Origin of the sequence: Stappia sp., assembly GCF_040110915.1 — a bacterium.
Taxonomy (GTDB): domain Bacteria; phylum Pseudomonadota; class Alphaproteobacteria; order Rhizobiales; family Stappiaceae; genus Stappia.
The window spans coordinates 3,810,122-3,830,021 of the sequence record NZ_CP157793.1 but is presented as its reverse complement, the minus strand read 5'-3'; the positions used below and the strand labels follow the sequence as shown (position 1 = coordinate 3,830,021).

The window sequence follows — 19,900 nt, the reverse complement described above, 5'->3', positions numbered from 1 at the left end:
TCAAGAATTCGGGAGACATAGTTTTATAATTGTTTTTCCGGTAGTCTCCCGGTAACTCTTTATAGCTCGTCGCGGCGTCAGAAATGCTCCGCGCGCACCACCTCGACATCGCTGATCGAGACGATGCCGGAGCGGCGCGAGACCATCGAGAACACCTTGTCGAGCACGCCGTCGACGCGATCGCCGTCGATCAGGCAGATCACGACGATCATGCGCCCGGCCTCGCCGACCATCCCCTCGCGGCTCCATTCGCCGTCGTGTCCGCGTCCGGCCAGCGCCGGCAGAACCGTGTAGCCGGTGACCTGGAGCCGGTCGAGCAGGGCGATCAGGCGATCCTGGATCGGGGCCTCGACGACGATCTCGAGCCGTTTCTTCGTGTAGGTCTTCATGGGTCGCGCCTCCTCACCCGGACAGATACTGGCCGATCGCGGCATAGAGCGGAATGCCGACCGTCAGATTGAAGGGGAATGTCACCCCGAGCGACAGGGTCAGATAGATCGCCGGCCGCGCCTCGGGCAGCGCCACGCGCATGGCCGCCGGCACCGCGATGTAGGAGGCGGAGGCCGCCAGCGTCACGAGCAGCGCCGTGCCGCCGGCCGACAGGCCGATCGCCCAGGCGGTGGGGGCGGCAATCGCCGCGCCGATCAGCGGCATGGTCAGGCCGAAGCCGATCACCGCCGGCGTCAGGCTGCGGTAGCCGGCGCGCAGGCCCCGCCCGGCGATCACGCCCATGTCCAGCAGGAACAGGCAGAGGATGCCCTTGAAGGGATCGACGATGAAGGCGGAAATGTCCGCAAGCCCCTTCTCGCCGGTGACGAAGCCGATCACGAAGGCGCCGACCAGCACCACGATCGAGCCATTCAGCGCGATCTCGCGGAACAGCGAGCCGGAGTCGGCATCGTCGTCGCTCGCCCGGTCGGGATCGCGGCCGCGCGAGGCGAGCCAGAGCGCGGTCAGGATCGCCGGCGTCTCCATCACCGCGGCGACGGCCACCAGATAGCCCTCGTAATCGAGCCCCAGCGAACGCACGGTCTCCGTCGCCGCGACCAGCGTGACGATGGAGATCGAGCCGTAATGGCCCGCGACGGCCGCTCGGTCGGCGCGCGGCAGCCTGGAGACGAAGGAGAGATAGGCGAAAGCCACCAGCGGGATCACCGCAGACAGCACCGCGCCAGCGAGGAGCGTTGCGATCAGCCGGGCGTCGAGCCCGTGCGCGGCGACACCGACGCCGCCCTTGAAGCCGATCGCCAGCATGAGATAGAGCGCCAGCGCCTTGGCCACCGCCTCGGGCAGCGCCAGATCGGAGCGCGCCAGTGCCGCCGCCAGCCCGAGGGCGAAGAACAGCACCATCGGCGAGGTCAGATTGGAAATGGCGATCGCCAGCGTCTCGCCCATGCGCACCCCCTTTGCGCGCGAACGCCCGCGTCCGCGCCGCAGCCTGTCTCACAGCCCCTGCGCAGGCGGTGTAGTCCAGGCGCACCGGGGGCGCAACCGCCTTGCGGGGGCGGGTGCGTCGGGCGTCAGGGATTGGCGGCGACGCCGGGCTTGTGGGTGCACAGGTCGAAGCGGCCGGTTTCCGCGTCCATCACCCGCAACTCGCCCGAACCGATGTCGAACCAGGCGCCATGCAGCGACAGGCGGCCCTTGTCCTCCAGCACGCGGATGCAGGGGAAGGTTCGCAGATTGTCGAGCGACTGGCGTATGCCGGCATACTCCAGCGCAAGCTGCGGGTCTTCCGCGCGTTCCAGCGCGAAACAGCGGAAGCGGTCGGCCGGCTCGAGCAGGCTCATCCACTTGCCGATGAAGTCGCCCGGCGACAGCGGCGCGGCGCCCTGCTCGCGGAACGCCTTGACGCCGCCGCACTGGCAATGACCCAGCACGACCACGTGGCGCACCTTGAGCGCCTGCACGGCGAATTCGAGCGCGGCGCTGGTGGAGTGATAGTCGCCGTCCGGCTCGTAGGGCGGCACGAGGTTCGCCACGTTGCGCACCACGAACAACTCGCCGGGCCCCGCCCCGAAGATGCCTTCCGGCGTCACCCGGCTGTCGCAGCAGGAAATCACCATCACCCGCGGTTCCTGACCGTAGACGGCGAGATGCTCGTAGTCGGTCCGGTGCGGCGTGTGCGCGCGTTCGCGATAGGTGCGATACCCGTCGATCAGGCTCGGCGGAAAGGCCGAGGTGTCGTCATCCGGCCGGGGCAGGCTGCGCGGCTTGGGATGGGGCGCGGTGCGTCTCCAGGGCATGGCATGGTCGCTTTCGTCTTCGCCGTGCGCGCAATCGGCCGTCCGGGAAACCCGAGAGCGGGCGCACGATCTTCTTGGCGCAAGGGCAGCCCCCGCGCGACGTGCAAGGCTAGGCCGTCGAGGGCGCGCGCGCCAGTTCGACAAACTGCGGATCGGGTGCCGGCGATTTTCCCGAAAGCTTCGGCTTGCGCCGGCCGGGCGTGCACGCTCATATGTGCGGCGCACAAGACCCATGAAACGGATCGGCCGGCACGCACCGGACCGCAAGGACCGGTCGGCGAAGACCGACCGGCGAAAGGAGCAAGGCGTTGAGCAAGACGAACCCCGGCAACTTCTTCGAGGATTTCCAGGTCGGACAGGTGCTGCGTCACGCCACGCCGCGCACGGTGACGGCGGGCGACGTGGCGCTCTACACCGCGCTCTACGGGTCGCGGTTCGCGGTGCAGTCGTCGGATGCCTTCGCTCGCGCGCTTCACTATCCGCAGGCCCCGGTCGACGACATGCTGGTGTTCCATATCGTCTTCGGCAAGACGGTGCCGGACATCTCGCTCAATGCCGTCGCCAACCTCGGCTATGCCGGCGGCCGCTTCCTCGCGCCCGTCTATCCCGGCGACACGCTGTCGGCGGTCTCCGAGGTCATCGGCGTCAAGGAGAACTCCAACGGCAAGACCGGCGTCGTCTACGTGCGCTCCACCGGCTACAAGCAGGACGGCACCGAGGTGCTGGACTATGTGCGCTGGGTGATGGTGCGCAAGCGCGACCCGGCCTCGCCCGCGCCGACGCCGGTGACGCCGGTGCTGCCGGACGCCATCGAGCCCGACGCGCTGGGCGATGCCTGTCCGCTCATCAACAGCGGGGCCTGGGACGCGGACCTTTCCGGCGCGCCGCATCGCTTCGACGACTACGCCCTCGACGAGAAGATCGACCATGTCGACGGCATGACCGTGGAGGAAGCCGAGCATCAGCTCGCCACACGGCTCTACCAGAACACCGCCAAGGTGCATTTCAACCAGTACACGGAAGGTCAGGGCCGCTTCGGCCGCCGGCTGATCTACGGCGGCCACGTGATCTCGCTGGCCCGGGCGCTGTCCTTCAACGGGCTGGGCAACGCGTTCCACATCGCCGGCATCAACGCCGGGCGGCATGTGGCGCCGCTGTTCGCCGGCGACACGGTCTTCGCCTGGTCGCATGTGATCGAGAAGGCGACGATCTCGGGCCGCGACGACGTCGGCGCGCTGCGGCTGCGCATGATCGCCACCAAGGATCGTCCGTGTTCCGACTTCCCGCTGGTCGACGGCGAGGGGCGCTATGACGCCTCGGTGATCCTCGACTTCGACTTCTGGGCGCTGATCCCGCGTTGAGGCGGGAACGCCCGCGTCAACGTTTCGCCAGCGGGTGATGGGCATCGACGAGCGCCTTGAGGCGTTCGTCGAGCACATGGGTGTAGATCTGGGTGGTGGAGATGTCGGCGTGGCCGAGCAATTGCTGCACCACGCGCAAGTCCGCGCCGTTCTGCAGCAGGTGCGAGGCGAAGGCGTGGCGCAGCACATGCGGCGACAGCGCCGCCGGGTCCAGCCCGGCGCGCGCGCCGAGCGCCTTGAGGTCGCGGGCGAAGGCCTGGCGCGTCAAATGCCCGCTCTCCCCGTGCGAGGGAAACAGCCAGCGCCTCTCGGCCGCGCCCTTTTCCGCCCGCAGGCCCGCCACATAGGCGCGCATGGCGGCCCGTGCGTCGTCGCTCAGCGGCACGGCGCGTTCCTTGCCGCCCTTGCCGACGATCTGGATCAGCCGGTCGTCCCGGAGCGCCGCGGACAGCGGCAGGGCGACCAGTTCCGACACGCGCAGGCCGGTGGCATAGAGCGTTTCCAGAAGCGCATGCAGGCGCAGGGCGCGCAGGGCGGCGGCCGGCGTCGCGTGCGCGGCCCCGGCCTCGGCCTGCGCGGTGTCGAGCAGGCGGTCGACCTCGGCGGTGCTCAGGACCTTGGGCAGGGCGGCGCGGGTCTTGGGCGAGGCGACGGTGCGGGTCGGATCGTCGGCGCGGATGCCGTCGGCATAGAGATGCCGGTAGAACTGCCGCAGAGCGGAGAGATGGCGGGCCTGGGTCGTGGCGGCGAAGCCTTGCGCTGCGAGCGTGCCGAGATGGCCGGTGATGTCGTCCTTGGTCGCCGTGGCCAGATCGCGCCCGCTTCCCCCGAGCGCGGCCGAGAAGCCCTCCAGATCGCGGCGATAGTTCTCCAGCGTGTTGCGCGCCGCGCCGCGCTCCGCCGACAGCATCTCCAGGAAATCCTCGATCAGATCCGAATCGCGCGCCATGCGGGGCGGCCTCTCCTGTCGCGGCGGGACGGCGCGTCAGCGCCCGAAACCGTCCATCTGCACGCGCACGGTGATCTCGCGCGGCGCGGGCTCCACATAGGTGCCAAGCGCATAGACCGCAGCCGCGCCCAGCCCGGCCAGCAGGCACAGGGACACCAGCAGTCGCGTCAATGTGGGCATGGGCACTCCGGAGCGGCGATTCTGGCGAGCGGGCTCGAAGCGCGATCTTGCCGCCGGCGCGGGCGCGTTGCAAGCGCGTGCACCCGCGCGGACCGCACCGCACCATGTGCGCACTTGACGCGGGCCGTGCCGGAAGGGCAAAGCGAAGGGGCAACCGGGGAGCAGGAGGGGTCGATGTCCGCACAGGCGAGGATCGTGGAGGCGGATCGCGCCCGCCGTCTGACCGCCGCGCTCGGCGGACGGGCGGTCGTGCTCGTCGGCATCATGGGCTGCGGCAAGTCGAGCGTCGGCCGCCGGCTCGCCCAGGCGCTGGAGCTTCCCTTCGTCGATGCGGATACGGAAATCGAGGCGGCGGCAAACCTGACCATCGCGGAGATCTTCGCCCAGCACGGAGAGCCGTATTTTCGCGCCGGGGAACAGCGGGTCATCGCCCGCCTGCTGAAACAGGGGGCGCAGGTTCTGGCGACCGGCGGCGGGGCCTATATGAACGCCGAGACGCGGGCGGAAATCGCGCGCACGGCCGTGTCCGTCTGGCTCAAGGCCGATCTCGACATCGTCATGAGCCGCGTGCGCCGCAAGCCGACCCGGCCGCTTCTCAACGATCCCGATCCGGAGGGCGTGATGCGCCGGCTGATGGCGGAGCGCTATCCGGTCTATGCGGAGGCGGATGTCACCGTGCCCTCGCGCGACGTGCCGCATGAAACCGTGGTGCTCGACATCGTTGCCGCCCTCGAAACCCATCTCGGGTGCGCCGCCCCGGAAGCGACGCCGCAGGAAGGCTGACCGCCATGTCCACACCCATCATGTCTTCCACTGCCGATGCTGCCGCTGCCGCGCCCGTGGACGTCGACCGTGTCCCGGTCGACCTGGGCACGCGGGGCTATGACATTCTCATCGGCGACGGCCTGATCGCGACCGCGGGAGAGGAGATCGCCCGCGTGCTCCCCGGCGCCCGGCTCGCCGTCGTCACCGACGAGACGGTCGCCGCGCATCATCTCGCCGCGCTGGAAGACGCACTCGACGCCGCCGGTCTGGACCATGTGGCGATCCGCGTGGCGCCGGGCGAGCGCAGCAAGTGTTTCGCCGAATACGAACGGGTCTGCGGCGCGGTGCTCGACGCGCGTCTGGAGCGCGGCGATGCCGTCGTCGCGCTGGGCGGCGGGGTGGTCGGCGATCTCGCCGGCTTCGTGGCGGCGAGCGTGCGCCGGGGCATGCCCTTCGTACAGATCCCGACAAGCCTGCTCGCCCAGGTCGACAGTTCCGTCGGCGGCAAGACCGGCATCAACGCCCCCCAGGGCAAGAACCTGATCGGCGCCTTTCACCAGCCCGCCCTCGTGCTGGCCGACACCGGCGCGCTCGACACGCTGTCGCAGCGGGAATTTCGCGCCGGCTACGCGGAGGTGGTCAAATACGGCCTGCTCGGCGACGCGGCGTTCTTCGCATGGCTGGAGGAGAACCACGCGGCGATCTTCGCCGGCGGCGCGGAGCGCCGGGCGGCGATCGCCGCCTCCTGCCGGGCCAAGGCGCGCGTCGTCGCGGCGGACGAGCGCGAGGGCGGAGTGCGCGCCCTGCTCAATCTCGGACACACCTTCGGCCATGCGCTGGAGGCGGTCGTCGGCTACGACGGCACGCGCCTCGTGCATGGCGAGGGCGTGGCGATCGGCATGCGGCTCGCCTTCGACTTTTCCGCCCGTCTCGGCCTGTGCGCGGCGGAGGAGGGCGCGCGCGTCGCGGCGCATCTTGCGCGGGTCGGGCTGCCGACCCATATCCGGCAGGTCCCCGGCCAGATGCCGCCGGCGGAGACCTTTCTCGACATCATGGCGCAGGACAAGAAGGTGAGCCGCGGCGCGCTGACCTTCATTCTGGTGCGCGGGATCGGCGAGGCCTTCGTGGAGCGCGGCGTGGACCCGACCGCCTTGCGCGACTTCCTCAGCGAGGAACTGGCTGCACGGTGAACGGGGCGGGCGCCGGCGCATTGGCCCTGGCCCGCGTTTCTGGCCCATCGAACAAAGCGAGCTGACGCATGAGTGACGCAAGCCTCTGGTTCTCGATCCTGGCGATCTTCGTCCTGCTGTCGATGTCGGGATTCTTCTCCGGCTCGGAAACGGCGCTGACCGCCGTGTCGCGGGCGCGCATGCTGCAGCTCGAGCGCCAGGGCGACAAGCGGGCCGGCGTCGTCAGCCTGCTGATCTCGGCGCGCGAGCGGCTGATCGGCGCGCTGCTGCTCGGCAACAATCTGGTCAACATTCTCGCCTCCGCGCTGGCGACCAACGTCTTTCTCAGCCTGTTCGGCGATGCCGGCGTCGTCTACGCCACGCTGGTGATGACCGCGCTGGTGCTTGTCTTCGCGGAAGTGCTGCCCAAGACCTGGGCGATCTCCACGCCGGACCGTTTCGCCGTGGCGGTGTCGCCCATGGTGCGGCTGGTGGTGATCCTGTTCGGCCCCGTGGTGATGGGCGTCGAGGTGATCGTGCGCTTCATGCTGAAGACGCTGGGCGCCGACGTGTCGAACCAGAACGTCCTGTCCGCGCATGAGGAACTGCGCGGCACGGTCGACCTGCAGCACCTGGAAGGCGGGCTTGTGAAGGCCGAGCGCGACCGCATCGGCGGTCTGCTGGACCTCGCCGATCTCGAGGTGTCGGACGTAATGGTCCACCGCACCAAGATGAACACGCTCAATGCCGACGACGATCCGCAGGTGCTGATCAACGCCGCCCTCGACAGCCCGCACACGCGCCTGCCGCTGTGGCGCGGCGAGACCGACAATTACATCGGCGTGCTGCACGCCAAGGATCTCCTGCGTGCATTGGCCCGTGCCGGCGGCGATGTGAGCAAGATCGAGATCGAGCAGCTCGTCTCCCCGCCCTGGTTCGTGCCCGACACCACCAGCCTGCAGGATCAGCTCAACGCCTTCCTGAAGCGCAAGGCGCATTTCGCCCTCGTCATCGACGAATACGGCGAGGTGATGGGGCTGGTGACGCTGGAAGACATTCTGGAGGAAATCGTCGGCGAGATCTCCGACGAGCACGATGTGGAGCTGGCCGGCGTGCGCCCGCAGCCGGACGGCTCGATCATCGTCGACGGCGGCGTGCCGATCCGCGACCTCAACCGGGCGCTCGACTGGCGGCTGCCCGACGACGAGGCGACGACCATCGCCGGTCTGGTGATCCACGAGGCGCGCATGATCCCCGACGAACGTCAGGCCTTCACCTTCCACGGATACCGCTTCACGGTGCTGCGTCGGGAGAAGAACCGGGTGACGCGGCTGAGAATCACGCCGCTCAGCAAGGACGCGGCGGGACCGGCCAAGCCAGCGGCGGCGCTCGCGCAGTCCTCCGCGCCGACGGTGCTGCCGGGATAAATCCGCCCCGGCGCAAGGGCAGCCTTGGAAAAATCTTCAGGGATACCGGCGCGGCCAGGCAGCCGCGCGCGATCTCCTGTCAAAATGGTTTGCGCGGGAGACGTCCCCTCAGGAGGGCTCCGCCGCGCGCCCGCGCTGACGCGGATCGGCCTCGCCCGGCGCGCGGGCCTCGATCGCCAGCGCGTGCAGCCCGGCGTCGAAGGCCTCGGCCAGGGCGGCGTTGACCGCCCGGTGGCGCGCGACGCGCGTCTGGCCGTCGAAGGCGGCCGCCACGATGCGCACGCGGAAGTGGGTTTCCCCGCCCTCGCGCCAGCCGGCATGGCCCCGGTGCTTCTCCGATTCGTCGATCACCTCGAGCAGCTCGGGCGCGAATGCCTCGCTCAGGCGGGTCTGGATGGTGCTTTTGATCGTCATGACCTTTTCATGGGCGGGAGATTCGCCCGCGTCAAGATCTTGCCGAAGCGGGCGGCGAACGCCTATTTAGACGGATCGTGCCGGCGCCCCGGGCTTTTGTCCTGCGTCGCGCGCCGCCAGTCACCGGCGCCTCGAGCCCAGGCGCCTGCGAGATCACGCCCCGAAGGACCACGGACATCAAACCGGTGAGCTCGGACATCTTCGATCGCATCCGCATCAGCCCGAACCGCGCGCGCGGCCGCGCGCGCGTCGAGGAGCCGGTAAGCGAGCGGCCGTGCGACTGGGAGGGGTGTGAAAACGCAGGCACGCACAAGGCGCCCATGGGGCGCAACCGCGACGGCCAGTACTATTATTTCTGTCTCGACCACGTGCGGCAATACAACAAGTCCTACAACTACTTCTCAGGGATGGACGACGACGAGACGCGCGCCTACCAGCGCGACGCGCTGACCGGGCACCGGCCGACGTGGAAGATGGGCGTCAACGCCAAGGCGGCGACGGAGGACGCGACCGCCTGGTCGGACATCGATCCCCGCGCCGCCGCCCGGGCCCGGGCGCAGGCCCGCAGGGCGGCCGGGGAAGCCGCGCGCCGGGCGCGGGCGCCCAAGCTCAAGCAGCTGGAAGCGCGCGCCTTCGACACGCTGGGTCTCGCGCACACCGCCCGCGGTGCGGAGATCAAGGCCCGCTACAAGGCGCTGGTGAAACGCCATCATCCCGATGCGAACGGCGGCGACCGCTCGTCCGAGGACCGGCTGCGGGAAATCATCCAGGCCTACACGCTCCTGAAGAAGGCGGAATTCTGCTGAGGTGGACCTGTCCGAGCCGGGGCTTGCCGGGCCACGGGGCGCGGGTCCGGGGCTTTTCCGCCTTGCCTTTCGCACGCGCTCCGCGCTCCCTTGCAGGATCGCGCCGATGCGCTAGAACACAGGTTCGGTTTGCGGTGCGCCTGTGCCCGCGCGCCGCTTCGACCTCGGCTGCCGGCCGCCCGTCGCACGGTGTCATCGCCTGCGCCACGGCGGCATCCGATCCCGGCGACAAACCGTTTTCCCTCGAGCGGACTTTGTTCTAGGGTCCGCTCCGATTGTCGTCCGCTCCCGGCGGGCGGTGACCCACATTCGAACGACCCGCCCCCGCGGACGGGGCAGCGGAGGACCAATGACCGACAAGACGCAGCCCGCCGAATATCTGCCCGACACGACCGTTTCCGTGCGCGAGGTGTTCGGCATCGACAGCGATCTGACCGTGCCCGCCTACAGCGAGCGCAACGAATATGTGCCGGATCTCGACGCGGATTACCTGTTCGACAAGCAGACGACCCTCGCGATCCTCGCCGGCTTCGCCCACAACCGCCGCGTGATGGTCACCGGCTATCACGGCACGGGCAAGTCGACGCATATCGAACAGGTCGCCGCCCGGCTCAACTGGCCCTGCGTGCGCGTCAACCTCGACAGCCACATCAGCCGGATCGACCTGATCGGCAAGGACGCGATCGTCATCAAGGACGGCCAGCAGGTCACCGAATTCCGCGACGGCATCCTGCCCTGGGCCTATCAGCACAATGTGGCGCTGGTGTTCGACGAATATGACGCCGGCCGGCCGGATGTGATGTTCGTGATCCAGCGCGTGCTGGAATCCTCGGGCCGTCTGACGCTGCTGGACCAGAGCCGCGTGATCCGTCCGCACCCGGCCTTCCGCCTGTTCGCCACCGCCAACACCATCGGCCTCGGCGACACATCGGGCCTCTATCACGGCACGCAGCAGATCAACCAGGCGCAGATGGACCGCTGGTCCATCGTCACGACGCTGAACTATCTGCCGCATGACAATGAAGTCGAGATCGTGCTGTCCAAGGCCAAGCACTATCAGACCGACGAGGGCCGCAAGATCGTGTCGCGCATGGTCCGCCTCGCCGACATGACGCGCAACGCCTTCGTCAACGGCGATCTGTCGACCGTCATGAGCCCGCGCACGGTGATCACCTGGGCGGAGAACGCCGAGATCTTCGAGGATGTCGGCTTCGCCTTCCGCGTGACCTTCCTCAACAAGTGCGACGAAATGGAACAGACGCTGGTCGCCGAGTTCTATCAGCGCTGCTTCGGCGAGGATCTGCCGGAGTCCGCCGCCAACGTCGTCATGAGCTGAGCCGGGGCGTCATGCGCACTCCTCCCTCCGAGCGCAAACAGGCCTCCCGCGAACCGATGAAGCGGGCGATCGGCGACACGATGCGCGCCATCGCCGCCGATCCGGAGCTGGAGGTGCTGTTCTCCTCCGACCGGCCGTCGCTGACCGGGCACACGGCGCGGCTGCCTGAGCCCTCGCGCCGCCTCACCGAGGCGGAGCTGGCGGTGACCCGCGGCCTCGGCGACGCCATGGCGCTGAAGCTCGCCTGCCACGACCCGGCGGTGCACCGCAAGCTGGTGCCGCAGAGCGAGACGGCGCGGGCGATCTTCGACGCGGTGGAACAGGCGCGCTGCGAGGCGGTGGGCGCCAACCGGATGCCGGGGGTCGCCGACAATCTGTCCGCCATGCTCGAGGACAAGTGCCGCAAGGCGGCCTACGCCGATGTGGCGAGCCGGGAGGATGCGCCGCTGGAAGAGGCGGTCGCGTACATGGTGCGCGAGCGGCTGACCGGAAAGCCGGCGCCGGACAGCGCGGAGCCGATGATCGCGCAGTGGCGCGGCTGGATCGAGGACAAGGCGGGGTCCGCGCTCGATGCCCTGTCGGAGGGCATGGAAGACCAGCAGGAGTTCGCCAGGCGCGTGCGCACGCTGCTGTCGTCGCTCGACATGGACGAGGACTTCGGTCAGGAAGCGGAAGACGACAACGGCCAGGAAGAGGACTCCGAGGACCGCGACGAGCGCGGCGAGACCTCGTCCGAGGGCGAGGAGAACGTCGGCGAGGAAGAGGGCGCGCCGCAGGAGATGGAACTCTCCGGCGAGGAGAGCGAGAGCGGCGAGACCGAGGGTCTCGAGGGCGATCTGGAAGATCTCGACGAGGACGACGCCAGCGACCAGGCCGAGGAGCCGGGCGAGGCGCCGCGCCGCGAGCTGCCGTTTTCCAACCAGCCGCCGATCTCCGACTATGCGGTCTTCACCACGAAGTTCGACGAGACGGTGCCGGCGGAGGAGCTGTGCGACACGGCGGAGCTCGACCGCCTGCGCGGCCATCTCGACAAGCAGCTGGTCAATCTTCAGGGCGCGGTGGCGCGCCTTGCCAACCGGCTGCAGCGCAAGCTGCTCGCCCAGCAGAACCGGTCGTGGAACTTCGACCTGGAGGAGGGGCTGCTCGACACCGCGCGGCTGACGCGGCTTGTCATCGATCCCATGCAGCCGCTCGCCTTCAAGCAGGAAAGCGACACCAACTTCCGCGACACGGTGGTCACGCTGCTGCTCGACAACTCCGGCTCGATGCGCGGCCGGCCGATCACGGTGGCGGCGACCTGCGCCGACATTCTGGCGCGCACGCTGGAGCGCTGCGGCGTGAAGGTCGAGATCCTCGGCTTCACAACGCGCGCCTGGAAGGGCGGGCAATCGCGCGAGGCGTGGCTCGCCGCCGGCAAGCCGGCGCAGCCCGGGCGGCTGAACGACCTGCGCCACATCATCTACAAGTCCGCCGACGCCCCCTGGCGGCGGGCGCGGCGCAACCTCGGGCTGATGATGCGCGAGGGCCTGCTCAAGGAAAACATCGACGGCGAGGCGCTCGACTGGGCGCACAAGCGCCTGCTCGGCCGGCCCGAGCAGCGGCGCATCCTGATGATGATCTCCGACGGCGCCCCGGTCGACGACTGCACGCTGTCGGTCAATCCGGGCAACTATCTCGAGCGGCACCTGCGTCATGTGATCGAGGAAATCGAGACCCGATCGCCGGTGGAACTGATCGCCATCGGCATCGGTCATGACGTCACCCGCTATTATCGGCGCGCCGTGACCATCGTGGATGCCGAGGAACTGGCCGGTGCGATGACCGACCAGCTCGCCGACCTGTTCGACGACGAGGCGGCGCAGCCGCAGCCCCGGCGCCGACGCCGGATGGCGGGCTGACGCATGGCCGCCGTGCGGCGGGCGCGCCCGCGCCGGTGCGGCCGCTCCGGGTCGATTGCGCATGGCGCGGTCCTCGTCGGTCTCGCTCTCGGCCTTGCCCTTGCTCCGGTGCCGGGTCTCGCGCCCGCGCCGGCGGCGGCGGACACGCCGGGCGGCATCGGGCCCGACACGGTCCCGGTCGAGATCCGCGCCAGGCCCATCGAGACGTTCCGCATCGGCCGCGACGACCAGCGTTTCGGCAAGCTCACCTTTCTCGGCGGCCTCGAGCTGTTTTCCGGCAACCGGCACATGGGCGGGCTGTCGGGGCTCGTGGTGACGGGCGACGGCGGCGATCTGGTCGCCATCGCCGACAACGGCCTTTGGCTTCAGGCCCGTATCGAAAGCGCGGCCGACGGGCGTCCGCTGGCGGTGCGCGACGCGCGCGTGACGCCGATGCTGGGGCCGGACGGTGTGCCGCTGGTCAACGTCGGGCGCGGCGACACGGAGGCGGTGACGCTGCGCCGCGGCGCCGGAGGGAACGAACTCGTCGTCTCCACCGAGCGCGACCACCGGGTCTATGCGGTTCCCTTTCCTCTCGATCCGGGCGTGCGCTTGCGCGAACTCGCGATGCCGCCGGCGATCCGCGGGCTGCGCCACAACAAGGGAATGGAGGCCATCGCGGCGGCCAACGACGGGCCGCTCGCCGGCACGCTGGTGATCATCGCCGAGCGGGGACCGACCTTCACCGACGACATGCCGGGCTTCCTGATCGACGGCCCGCGTCCGGGCCGCTTCACGGTGGCGCGCAGCGATGCCTTCGACGCGACCGACGCGGCCTTTCTGCCGGATGGCGACCTGCTGCTGCTGGAACGCCGCTTCACCCTGCGGCATGGCATCGGCATGCGCCTGCGCCGGTTTGCGGCCGAGGAGCTGAGGCCGGGCGCGCGGATCGTCGGCGAGGTGCTGCTGGAGGCCGGTTTCACCGCGCAGATCGACAACATGGAAGGGCTTGCGGTGCATCGCGGCGCGGACGGGGCGACGATCCTGACGCTGCTCTCCGACGACAACCGCTCGATCCTGCAGCGCACGCTGCTCCTGCGCTTTCGTCTCGACGACTGACGCCGGCGTTTCACGGAGGGCGAAGAGGGACCGAGCGCCGTTGCTTCCGGAGCGTGCAGTTGACATTTGCCGGGCGGAGCGGCATGTAAACAGCGACTTTGCGTCATCACCGCAGCTTCAGGAACTCATGTCCGACGTCCGCGCGCCCCTTGCTTCGTCCTTCTTTTTCGTCGCGACCCGCCTCGCGACGACGACGGAGCGCGCGCCCGATGCGGCCGCGCCCGCGCACACGACGACGACATCCCGCAAAACGACCGTCTAACGGCCCTCTCGACCCGTGCTTCCCCGGGTTCGCTGGGGGATCCGGAAGGCCGGCCGGCCCCGCGCGCCGCGCGGTGCGGCAGGCGACGGGGAGCGGCAAGAAAAGGAACGGAAATCATGGCTTACAAGATCGCCGTCGTCGGGGCCACCGGCAATGTCGGCCGCGAAATGCTCGACATTCTGGACGAGCGCGGCTTCCCGGCGTCCGAGGTCGTCCCGGTCGCCTCGCGGCGCTCGCAGGGCGTCGAGGTCTCCTTCGGCGACAAGACGCTGACCTGTCAGGCGCTCGACCACTTCGACTTCTCCGACGTCGACATCTGCCTGATGTCGGCCGGCGGCTCCATCGCCAAGGAGTGGGCGCCGAAGATCGCGGCCAAGGGCTGCGTCGTCATCGACAATTCCTCGGCCTGGCGCTACGACGCCGACGTGCCGCTGATCGTGCCGGAAGTGAACGCCGACGCGATCGAGGGCTTTACCGCCAGGAACATCATCGCCAATCCGAACTGCTCGACCGCGCAGCTCGTCGTCGCGCTCAAGCCGCTGCACGAGGCGGCCGGCATCAAGCGCGTCGTGGTGTCGACCTATCAGTCGGTGTCCGGCAGCGGCAAGGACGGCATGGACGAGCTGTTCAACCAGACCCGCGCCGTCTTCGTGAACGATCCGATCACGCCGGAGAAGTTCACCAAGCGGATCGCCTTCAACGTCATTCCGCATATCGACGTCTTCATGGAGGATGGCTACACCAAGGAAGAATGGAAGGTGATGGCCGAGACCAAGAAGATGCTCGACCCGGCGATCAAGCTGACCTGCGACCGCCGTGCGCGTGCCGGTGTTCATCGGCCATGCCGAGGCGGTCAACATCGAGTTCGACAAGCCGATCACGCCCGATGAGGCGCGCGACATCCTGCGCGAGGCCCCGGGCCTGCTCGTCGTCGACAAGCAGGAAGACGGCGGCTACGTCACGCCCTACGAATGCGCGGGCGAGGACGCGACCTACGTCAGCCGCATCCGCGAGGATGCGACGGTGGAAAACGGCCTGGCGTTGTGGGTGGTCTCCGACAACCTGCGCAAGGGCGCGGCGCTCAACACCGTCCAGATCGCCGAACTGCTGGTCAACCGCAAGCTGATCGAACCGAAGAAGGCGGCCGCCTGAGCCGGGTTTCTGAAACGCTTTGCCGAGGCGCGTTGCCGGGCAGCCCGATATCCGAATCCAAAACCCCGGCGGCCGGACGGTCGCCGGGGTTTTTCTATCCGCTCTTCGCGGCGGGCTACTCGCCGGAGGCGGGTGTCGCGGGCGTGACCGTCTCCCGCGCCCGCGTCGCCGTTTCGAGCCCGACGCGCGCGGCGACCGACAGGTCGGCGCTGACGCTTGCGGTCGCGAAGACGACGTAACCGCCGCCGGGCCGCTCGACGATGGAGTAGAAGGAGCTCCAGGGCGGGTCGATCGCCGAACAGCTCACGACGAAATGGGTGCCGGGTGCCGAGGTCGCGGCCTGGGCGGAGGTGAAATTGCCGGCGCAGCTCGCCGCGTCGTCGGACACGATATCCCGGCGCAGCGAGGTCGCGGTGACCTCTTCGCCCTCGGGCGGGAACAGCATCACGCCGCCGATCACCGCCTCGCTGCGCCAGAAGGCGTCGTAGCGCTCGGCGAATTGCGGAATGGCGTCGGGCGCAAGCAGCCTCCAGTCGTCGAGCGGGAGCCGGGCGAGCAGATTGGCCGACAGGATCGCGGCCTCCAGATGGGTCGCCAGACGGTCGCCAGCGGTGCCCGTCGGGGCGGTGTCAGTGGCGGAATCAGTGGCGATGTCGGTGGCGGGGCCGGTCGTCGCCTCCGGCTCGGCGCGGGCGGTCCGCGCTGGCTCGCTGCGCGAGCCGCGACGCAGATGATCGGCGACGCAGTCTTCCGCCTGCTCCAGCGCATAGGCCGAGTTCTCCAGATCGAAGAGATAGGTCTCGCCGGAAATCCGCGCCGTGATGCGTCGTCCGCGCTTCAGCCGGCGGATGATCGGCGCGCCCTTGGCGATGAACAGGCTGATGTGATCGGTGTCGATCGCGAACGCCGTGCGCCCGACGACGCGGCCGTCGACGCTCACATCCACGGGCACCTCGCTGCCGGCTTCAAAAGACAGGGCCTCGCCGCTGAAGCCGAGCGTGTAGTCGTCGTCCCGATCGACGGAGATGAGCAGCAGCAGGCCGTTGCGGTAGCGGGCGTAGATCGCGCAGTGGGAGAAATCGCCCGTTTCGTCGTTGGTATAGGCGCTCATCGTCCAGTCGCGCACCTCGCGCGTCTCGAGCGTCGCCGCGCGCGCCGCATCGGGCAGCCCAAGCGTCTGGCCGACTGCCAGTGCCGCGACGAGACCGCCGACAAGTACGGTCCTGTTCAGTCTTTTCATAGCGTGTGCCCCCCTGACCTGTGCGCCGCACGGCCCGTTCGCGCATTTCAGCATGATCGCGGAGGGGGATGTAGCCGGAAAAACCCGCAAGGGGCGGATCGCCGGCCCTGAACCGCGGGGCGTGTCGTCCGTTCGTGCAGGGGTTTGCGAGGTCAGTCCGCGTCTGGCTCGCGGTCCGCCCGGCGTCGCTCGGCGCGCAGCGCCTGGTCGTCGCGCTCGATCCGCTCCAGAACGGTGCCGACGCGCGCAAGCGCGCCCGCGGTCTGGCGAAAGGCGGCGGCGCGCGCCTCGAACAGACGTTCGGCGATGTCGGGGAATTCCTGCAGCATGCGCTTGAACAGCGCCCGGCGGATGCGGATCACCTCCGTCGGGCCCTGCGCCACTGCGCGGGCCGGGCGCCGCGTCTCCACCAGAAGGGCGGTTTCGCCGAGCAGGCTGCCGGGGCCGAAGGTGTCGAGCACGGCATCGTCCGCGCCCTCCATCGCCACCTTGCCGGTCGCCACAACCAGGCCGCCGTCGGCGCGCTCGCCCTCGGAGAACAGCACCTCGCCGTCGCGGTAGCTGACGTTCTCGGCCGAAAAGGCGAGCAGGCGCAACTGCTCGTCCGGGAATTCGGCGAGCAGAGGTACCTGACGCAGGAGATCCATATCCCGGGCGAGACTCATGACATGAGCATTAAGCCGAAGCCGTCATGGCACACAAGGGCTTCTTTCGGCCGTGCGTCCCGCCTGGGGATCGTCGGTGCGCCGCCGGCCCCCGGATGTGCGCCTGCGCGCTGCCGGGGCGCTATCCGGCGGTCTCAGGGCGTTTTCAGGGCACCAGCTTGTAGCCGCCGGCTTCGGTCACGAGAAGCTCGGCGTTGGAGGGGTCGCGCTCGACCTTCTGGCGCAGCCGGTAGATGTGGGTTTCCAGCGTGTGCGTGGTCACGCCGGAATTGTAGCCCCAGACCTGGGTCAGCAGCACGTCGCGGGTCACCGGCTTCTCTCCGGCCCGGTACAGGAACTTGAGGATCGAGGTTTCCTTCTCGGTCAGCCGGATCTTGCCGCCCGCCTCGTCGGTCATCAGCTTCTGCGCCGGGCGGAAGGAGAACCGGCCGATGGTGAAGACCGCGTCCTCGCTCTGCTCGTGCTGGCGCAGATGGGCGCGGATGCGCGCGAGCAGCACCGCGAACTTGAACGGCTTGACGATATAGTCGTTGGCGCCGGCCTCCAGCCCGAGGATCGTGTCGGAATCCGTGTCGTGACCGGTCAGCATCAGGATCGGCGCCTTGAAGCCCTTCTTGCGCAGAAGCTTCACCGCCTCGCGGCCGTCGATGTCGGGCAGGCCGACATCCATCAGCAGCAGGTCGACATGGCCCCCTTCGGCGGCCGCGATACCGGACGCGGCCGTGTCCGCCTCGCTCGTCTCGAACTCGTCGTAGAGCGACAATTGCTCGACCAGGGCCTCGCGCAGATCGGTGTCATCGTCGACGATCAGGATCTTGCGTGCGCTCATCGTTGGTCCTTTCGTCTGCCCGCCGGTCCATCAAACTCTTTTGACTTAAGCGAATCAATGCGATTGCGCGAGCCGGCATTGACGGAAAACGTCCCGGGCGGCAACAAATCTCCGTCACGCGACTGTGAGCGTGCGGTGATGCCGGGGACAAGGGAGGCGTCGTGTCCATCGATCTCAAGGCAGCGCATCTGATCCGACCTGCGCAATCGGCGCCGGGACCTGATCTTCTCGTGCGGGCCCGCTCGGCCGCCGCGACGCGGGGCCGGCTCGCCTGCGGCGGGGTCGACGTGCCGCTCGACGTGCCCTGCGCGCTGGGGCGCGGCGGGATCACCCGGTTCAAGCGCGAGGGCGACGGCGCGACGCCGGCCGGCCGCTTCGCACTGCGCGGCGTTTACTACAGGCCCGACCGGGTGGCGCGGCCGCGCACGGGCCTGCCCGTCGTCCCGCTGTCGCCGGAGATGGGATGGTGCGACGCGCCGGATCATCCGCGCTACAACCGGCTCGTGACGCGCCCCTTCGACGCCTCGCACGAGGCGATGTGGCGCGACGATCCGCTCTACGACATCGTCGTGGTGCTCGACTGCAATCTCTGTCCGGCCGTGCCGGGACGGGGAAGCGCGATCTTCTTCCATCTGGCGCGGCCCGGTTACACGCCGACACAGGGCTGCGTCGCGGTGGCCCTGCGCGACATGAGGCTGCTGTTGGCGCGCTGCGGACCCGGCAGCCACATGCGGATCGTGTGACCGCCAACGACAGGTCGCCGGCGATTGGGTCTGAATTGGTGAACGGTGCGTCGTTTGGGCCATGGCTGGCGATGCGCTCCCCCGGCGTTACATATGGGAACAACACCGGCGGACGATCATTTCCCTGTCGGCGGCCCTTTGGCCGGATCGTCCCGCTTCGTTTCTCCGCAGCGCCTGCATCAGCAGCAAGGAGGTCCTGTCATGTCCGTGCGTCCCGTCGCTCACACATCCGCCGCCCGCCCGACGCTCGAGGGCGCGGGCGTCAAGCTCCATCGCGCCTTCGGGTTCGGCGATCCGAGCGCCTTCGATCCGTTCCTGATGTTCGACGATTTCCGCAACGACCGGCCGCAGGACTATGAGGCCGGCTTTCCCTGGCACCCGCATCGCGGCATCGAGACGATCACCTATGTGCTGTCCGGCACGGTCGACCACGGCGACAGCCTGGGCAACCGCGGCACGCTGGGCGCCGGCGACATCCAATGGATGACCGCCGGCAGCGGCATCATGCATCAGGAGATGCCCAAGGGCGATGCGCAGGGGCGGATGCACGGCTTCCAGCTCTGGGCCAACCTGCCGTCCTCGCTCAAGATGACCAGCCCGCGCTATCAGGACGTTCCCTCGGCCGAGATCCCGGAGATCGTCGATGACGACGGCACCGTGGTGCGGGTGATCTGCGGCGACTTCTGGGGCAAGCGGGGGCCGGTCGACGGCATCGCCGCCGATCCGAGCTACCTCGACATTTCCGTGCCGGCGGGGCGCACCAAGCGGTTTCCCGTCGACACCTATCGTCAGGCCTTCGCCTATATCTTCGAGGGCTCGGGCAACTTCCGCGACGCCTCGCAGCCATTCGGCGTTCTGGTGGAGAAGGAAGTCGACGGGCAGGAGGTGCACATCCGCGACGACAGCGGGGACCGCACGCTGGTGCGCTTCGGCACGGGCGACGAGGTGACCGTGACGGCCGGACCGATGGGGCTGCGCTTCCTGCTGGTGTCCGGCGCGCCGATCCGCGAGCCGGTCGCCTGGCACGGGCCCATCGTCATGAACACGCGTCAGGAACTGATGGAAGCGGTGCGGGATCTGCAGAACGGAACCTTCATCCGCGAGTCCGCCCGCCTTTAGGCGACAGGCGGTTTCACGGCGAAAACAATCGGGCGCGCGCGGGTCTTTAACCGCGCGCGCTTTTCCGCCATATAGGGGCGAGATCCCGGCGGGCGCACCCGGGCGCGCCGGCGGATCGGCCGCGCGCGGCAAACGCCCGTCACGACCCGGACGGCGGTTTCGGTCCGACCCGCCGCGCGATGTCGGCCAGGGATGCCTGCCAGGGATGTCGGCCAGGGACGAACATACGGTCGGGCATCCG

19 protein-coding genes and 1 pseudogene are annotated in these 19,900 nt (G+C 69.0%); 11 read left to right on the top strand and 9 right to left on the bottom strand.

The window, feature by feature from the left end; all coding sequences use genetic code 11:
* Window positions 1-77 precede the first annotated feature (77 nt).
* The 3 genes from ABL312_RS17100 to ABL312_RS17090 form a co-directional block, all read right to left on the bottom strand.
* On the bottom strand, window positions 78-389 hold the full coding sequence (locus ABL312_RS17100; protein ID WP_349358609.1) for a DUF190 domain-containing protein: 312 nt from the start codon (window positions 387-389) through the stop codon (window positions 78-80).
* A 13-nt stretch (window positions 390-402) separates the two neighbouring features.
* Complete coding sequence (locus tag ABL312_RS17095) at window positions 403-1,395, bottom strand: sodium-dependent bicarbonate transport family permease (RefSeq protein WP_349358608.1); 993 nt, start codon at window positions 1,393-1,395, stop codon at window positions 403-405.
* Window positions 1,396-1,520: 125 nt separating this feature from the next.
* Complete coding sequence (locus ABL312_RS17090) at window positions 1,521-2,246, bottom strand: carbonic anhydrase (protein WP_349358607.1); 726 nt, start codon at window positions 2,244-2,246, stop codon at window positions 1,521-1,523.
* A 308-nt stretch (window positions 2,247-2,554) separates the two neighbouring features.
* Here ABL312_RS17090 and ABL312_RS17085 point away from each other — a divergent pair, with 308 nt between their 5' ends.
* Complete coding sequence (locus ABL312_RS17085; RefSeq protein ID WP_349358606.1) at window positions 2,555-3,607, top strand: MaoC family dehydratase; 1,053 nt, start codon at window positions 2,555-2,557, stop codon at window positions 3,605-3,607.
* A 16-nt stretch (window positions 3,608-3,623) separates the two neighbouring features.
* Here ABL312_RS17085 and xerD read toward each other — a convergent pair whose 3' ends face one another.
* Window positions 3,624-4,556 (bottom strand): site-specific tyrosine recombinase XerD, encoded by a 933-nt coding sequence (gene xerD / locus ABL312_RS17080; protein WP_349358605.1) that lies wholly within the window; start codon window positions 4,554-4,556, stop codon window positions 3,624-3,626.
* A 36-nt stretch (window positions 4,557-4,592) separates the two neighbouring features.
* The gene (locus ABL312_RS17075; protein ID WP_349358603.1) at window positions 4,593-4,736 is read right to left on the bottom strand and encodes a hypothetical protein; all 144 of its coding nucleotides are present in this window, start codon (window positions 4,734-4,736) and stop codon (window positions 4,593-4,595) included.
* 174 nt (window positions 4,737-4,910) lie between these two features.
* Here ABL312_RS17075 and ABL312_RS17070 point away from each other — a divergent pair, with 174 nt between their 5' ends.
* The 3 genes from ABL312_RS17070 (at window position 4,911) to ABL312_RS17060 (ending at window position 8,097) form a co-directional block, all read left to right on the top strand.
* Window positions 4,911-5,519 (top strand): shikimate kinase, encoded by a 609-nt coding sequence (locus tag ABL312_RS17070; protein ID WP_349358602.1) that lies wholly within the window; start codon window positions 4,911-4,913, stop codon window positions 5,517-5,519.
* 20 nt (window positions 5,520-5,539) lie between these two features.
* Window positions 5,540-6,691, top strand: coding sequence for a 3-dehydroquinate synthase (aroB, locus tag ABL312_RS17065; RefSeq protein ID WP_349361440.1), 1,152 nt, complete (start codon window positions 5,540-5,542; stop codon window positions 6,689-6,691).
* Between the two features lie 68 nt (window positions 6,692-6,759).
* Window positions 6,760-8,097 (top strand): HlyC/CorC family transporter, encoded by a 1,338-nt coding sequence (locus ABL312_RS17060; RefSeq protein ID WP_349358601.1) that lies wholly within the window; start codon window positions 6,760-6,762, stop codon window positions 8,095-8,097.
* 108 nt (window positions 8,098-8,205) lie between these two features.
* Here ABL312_RS17060 and ABL312_RS17055 read toward each other — a convergent pair whose 3' ends face one another.
* Window positions 8,206-8,511, bottom strand: coding sequence for a BolA family protein (locus ABL312_RS17055; protein ID WP_349358600.1), 306 nt, complete (start codon window positions 8,509-8,511; stop codon window positions 8,206-8,208).
* A gap of 185 nt (window positions 8,512-8,696) precedes the next feature.
* Between ABL312_RS17055 and ABL312_RS17050 the strand changes: the two genes are divergently transcribed.
* The 5 genes and pseudogenes from ABL312_RS17050 (at window position 8,697) to ABL312_RS17030 (ending at window position 15,063) form a co-directional block, all read left to right on the top strand.
* Window positions 8,697-9,317, top strand: coding sequence for a J domain-containing protein (locus ABL312_RS17050; RefSeq protein ID WP_374730143.1), 621 nt, complete (start codon window positions 8,697-8,699; stop codon window positions 9,315-9,317).
* Window positions 9,318-9,666: 349 nt separating this feature from the next.
* Window positions 9,667-10,653: a cobaltochelatase subunit CobS gene (gene cobS / locus ABL312_RS17045; protein ID WP_349358599.1), complete on the top strand. Its 987-nt coding sequence runs from the start codon at window positions 9,667-9,669 to the stop codon at window positions 10,651-10,653.
* Window positions 10,654-10,664: 11 nt separating this feature from the next.
* On the top strand, window positions 10,665-12,551 hold the full coding sequence (gene cobT, locus ABL312_RS17040) for a cobaltochelatase subunit CobT (protein ID WP_349358598.1): 1,887 nt from the start codon (window positions 10,665-10,667) through the stop codon (window positions 12,549-12,551).
* Window positions 12,552-12,554: 3 nt separating this feature from the next.
* Window positions 12,555-13,649 (top strand): esterase-like activity of phytase family protein, encoded by a 1,095-nt coding sequence (locus tag ABL312_RS17035; RefSeq protein ID WP_349358597.1) that lies wholly within the window; start codon window positions 12,555-12,557, stop codon window positions 13,647-13,649.
* Window positions 13,650-14,027: 378 nt separating this feature from the next.
* Window positions 14,028-15,063: pseudogene (locus ABL312_RS17030) on the top strand (aspartate-semialdehyde dehydrogenase).
* A 115-nt stretch (window positions 15,064-15,178) separates the two neighbouring features.
* On the opposite strand, the gene ABL312_RS17025 reads toward ABL312_RS17030, so the two are convergent.
* From ABL312_RS17025 to ABL312_RS17015, 3 genes are all read right to left on the bottom strand, one after another.
* Window positions 15,179-16,303: a hypothetical protein gene (locus ABL312_RS17025; RefSeq protein ID WP_349358596.1), complete on the bottom strand. Its 1,125-nt coding sequence runs from the start codon at window positions 16,301-16,303 to the stop codon at window positions 15,179-15,181.
* Between the two features lie 152 nt (window positions 16,304-16,455).
* Window positions 16,456-16,968, bottom strand: coding sequence for a cyclic nucleotide-binding domain-containing protein (locus ABL312_RS17020; protein ID WP_349358595.1), 513 nt, complete (start codon window positions 16,966-16,968; stop codon window positions 16,456-16,458).
* A gap of 145 nt (window positions 16,969-17,113) precedes the next feature.
* A complete protein-coding gene (locus tag ABL312_RS17015) occupies window positions 17,114-17,797 on the bottom strand; it encodes a response regulator transcription factor (RefSeq protein WP_349358594.1) in 684 nt (227 codons plus the stop codon).
* A 161-nt stretch (window positions 17,798-17,958) separates the two neighbouring features.
* Here ABL312_RS17015 and ABL312_RS17010 point away from each other — a divergent pair, with 161 nt between their 5' ends.
* On the top strand, window positions 17,959-18,540 hold the full coding sequence (locus ABL312_RS17010; RefSeq protein ID WP_349358593.1) for a L,D-transpeptidase family protein: 582 nt from the start codon (window positions 17,959-17,961) through the stop codon (window positions 18,538-18,540).
* Window positions 18,541-18,741: 201 nt separating this feature from the next.
* Window positions 18,742-19,659 (top strand): pirin family protein, encoded by a 918-nt coding sequence (locus ABL312_RS17005; RefSeq protein WP_349358592.1) that lies wholly within the window; start codon window positions 18,742-18,744, stop codon window positions 19,657-19,659.
* Window positions 19,660-19,900: the final 241 nt, after the last annotated feature.

Coding starts and splice junctions, on each gene's coding strand:
- ABL312_RS17035 (WP_349358597.1), top strand. CDS start 12,555: ATGGCCGCCGTGCGGCGGGCGCGCCCGCGCCGGTGCGGCCGCTCCGGG.
- ABL312_RS17060 (WP_349358601.1), top strand. CDS start 6,760: ATGAGTGACGCAAGCCTCTGGTTCTCGATCCTGGCGATCTTCGTCCTG.
- ABL312_RS17005 (WP_349358592.1), top strand. CDS start 18,742: ATGTCCGTGCGTCCCGTCGCTCACACATCCGCCGCCCGCCCGACGCTC.
- aroB (WP_349361440.1), top strand. CDS start 5,540: ATGTCTTCCACTGCCGATGCTGCCGCTGCCGCGCCCGTGGACGTCGAC.
- ABL312_RS17055 (WP_349358600.1), bottom strand. CDS start 8,511: ATGACGATCAAAAGCACCATCCAGACCCGCCTGAGCGAGGCATTCGCG.
- ABL312_RS17100 (WP_349358609.1), bottom strand. CDS start 389: ATGAAGACCTACACGAAGAAACGGCTCGAGATCGTCGTCGAGGCCCCG.
- ABL312_RS17025 (WP_349358596.1), bottom strand. CDS start 16,303: ATGAAAAGACTGAACAGGACCGTACTTGTCGGCGGTCTCGTCGCGGCA.
- ABL312_RS17070 (WP_349358602.1), top strand. CDS start 4,911: ATGTCCGCACAGGCGAGGATCGTGGAGGCGGATCGCGCCCGCCGTCTG.
- cobT (WP_349358598.1), top strand. CDS start 10,665: ATGCGCACTCCTCCCTCCGAGCGCAAACAGGCCTCCCGCGAACCGATG.
- ABL312_RS17075 (WP_349358603.1), bottom strand. CDS start 4,736: ATGCCCACATTGACGCGACTGCTGGTGTCCCTGTGCCTGCTGGCCGGG.
- xerD (WP_349358605.1), bottom strand. CDS start 4,556: ATGGCGCGCGATTCGGATCTGATCGAGGATTTCCTGGAGATGCTGTCG.
- ABL312_RS17015 (WP_349358594.1), bottom strand. CDS start 17,797: ATGAGCGCACGCAAGATCCTGATCGTCGACGATGACACCGATCTGCGC.
- ABL312_RS17020 (WP_349358595.1), bottom strand. CDS start 16,968: ATGAGTCTCGCCCGGGATATGGATCTCCTGCGTCAGGTACCTCTGCTC.
- ABL312_RS17090 (WP_349358607.1), bottom strand. CDS start 2,246: ATGCCCTGGAGACGCACCGCGCCCCATCCCAAGCCGCGCAGCCTGCCC.
- ABL312_RS17095 (WP_349358608.1), bottom strand. CDS start 1,395: ATGGGCGAGACGCTGGCGATCGCCATTTCCAATCTGACCTCGCCGATG.
- cobS (WP_349358599.1), top strand. CDS start 9,667: ATGACCGACAAGACGCAGCCCGCCGAATATCTGCCCGACACGACCGTT.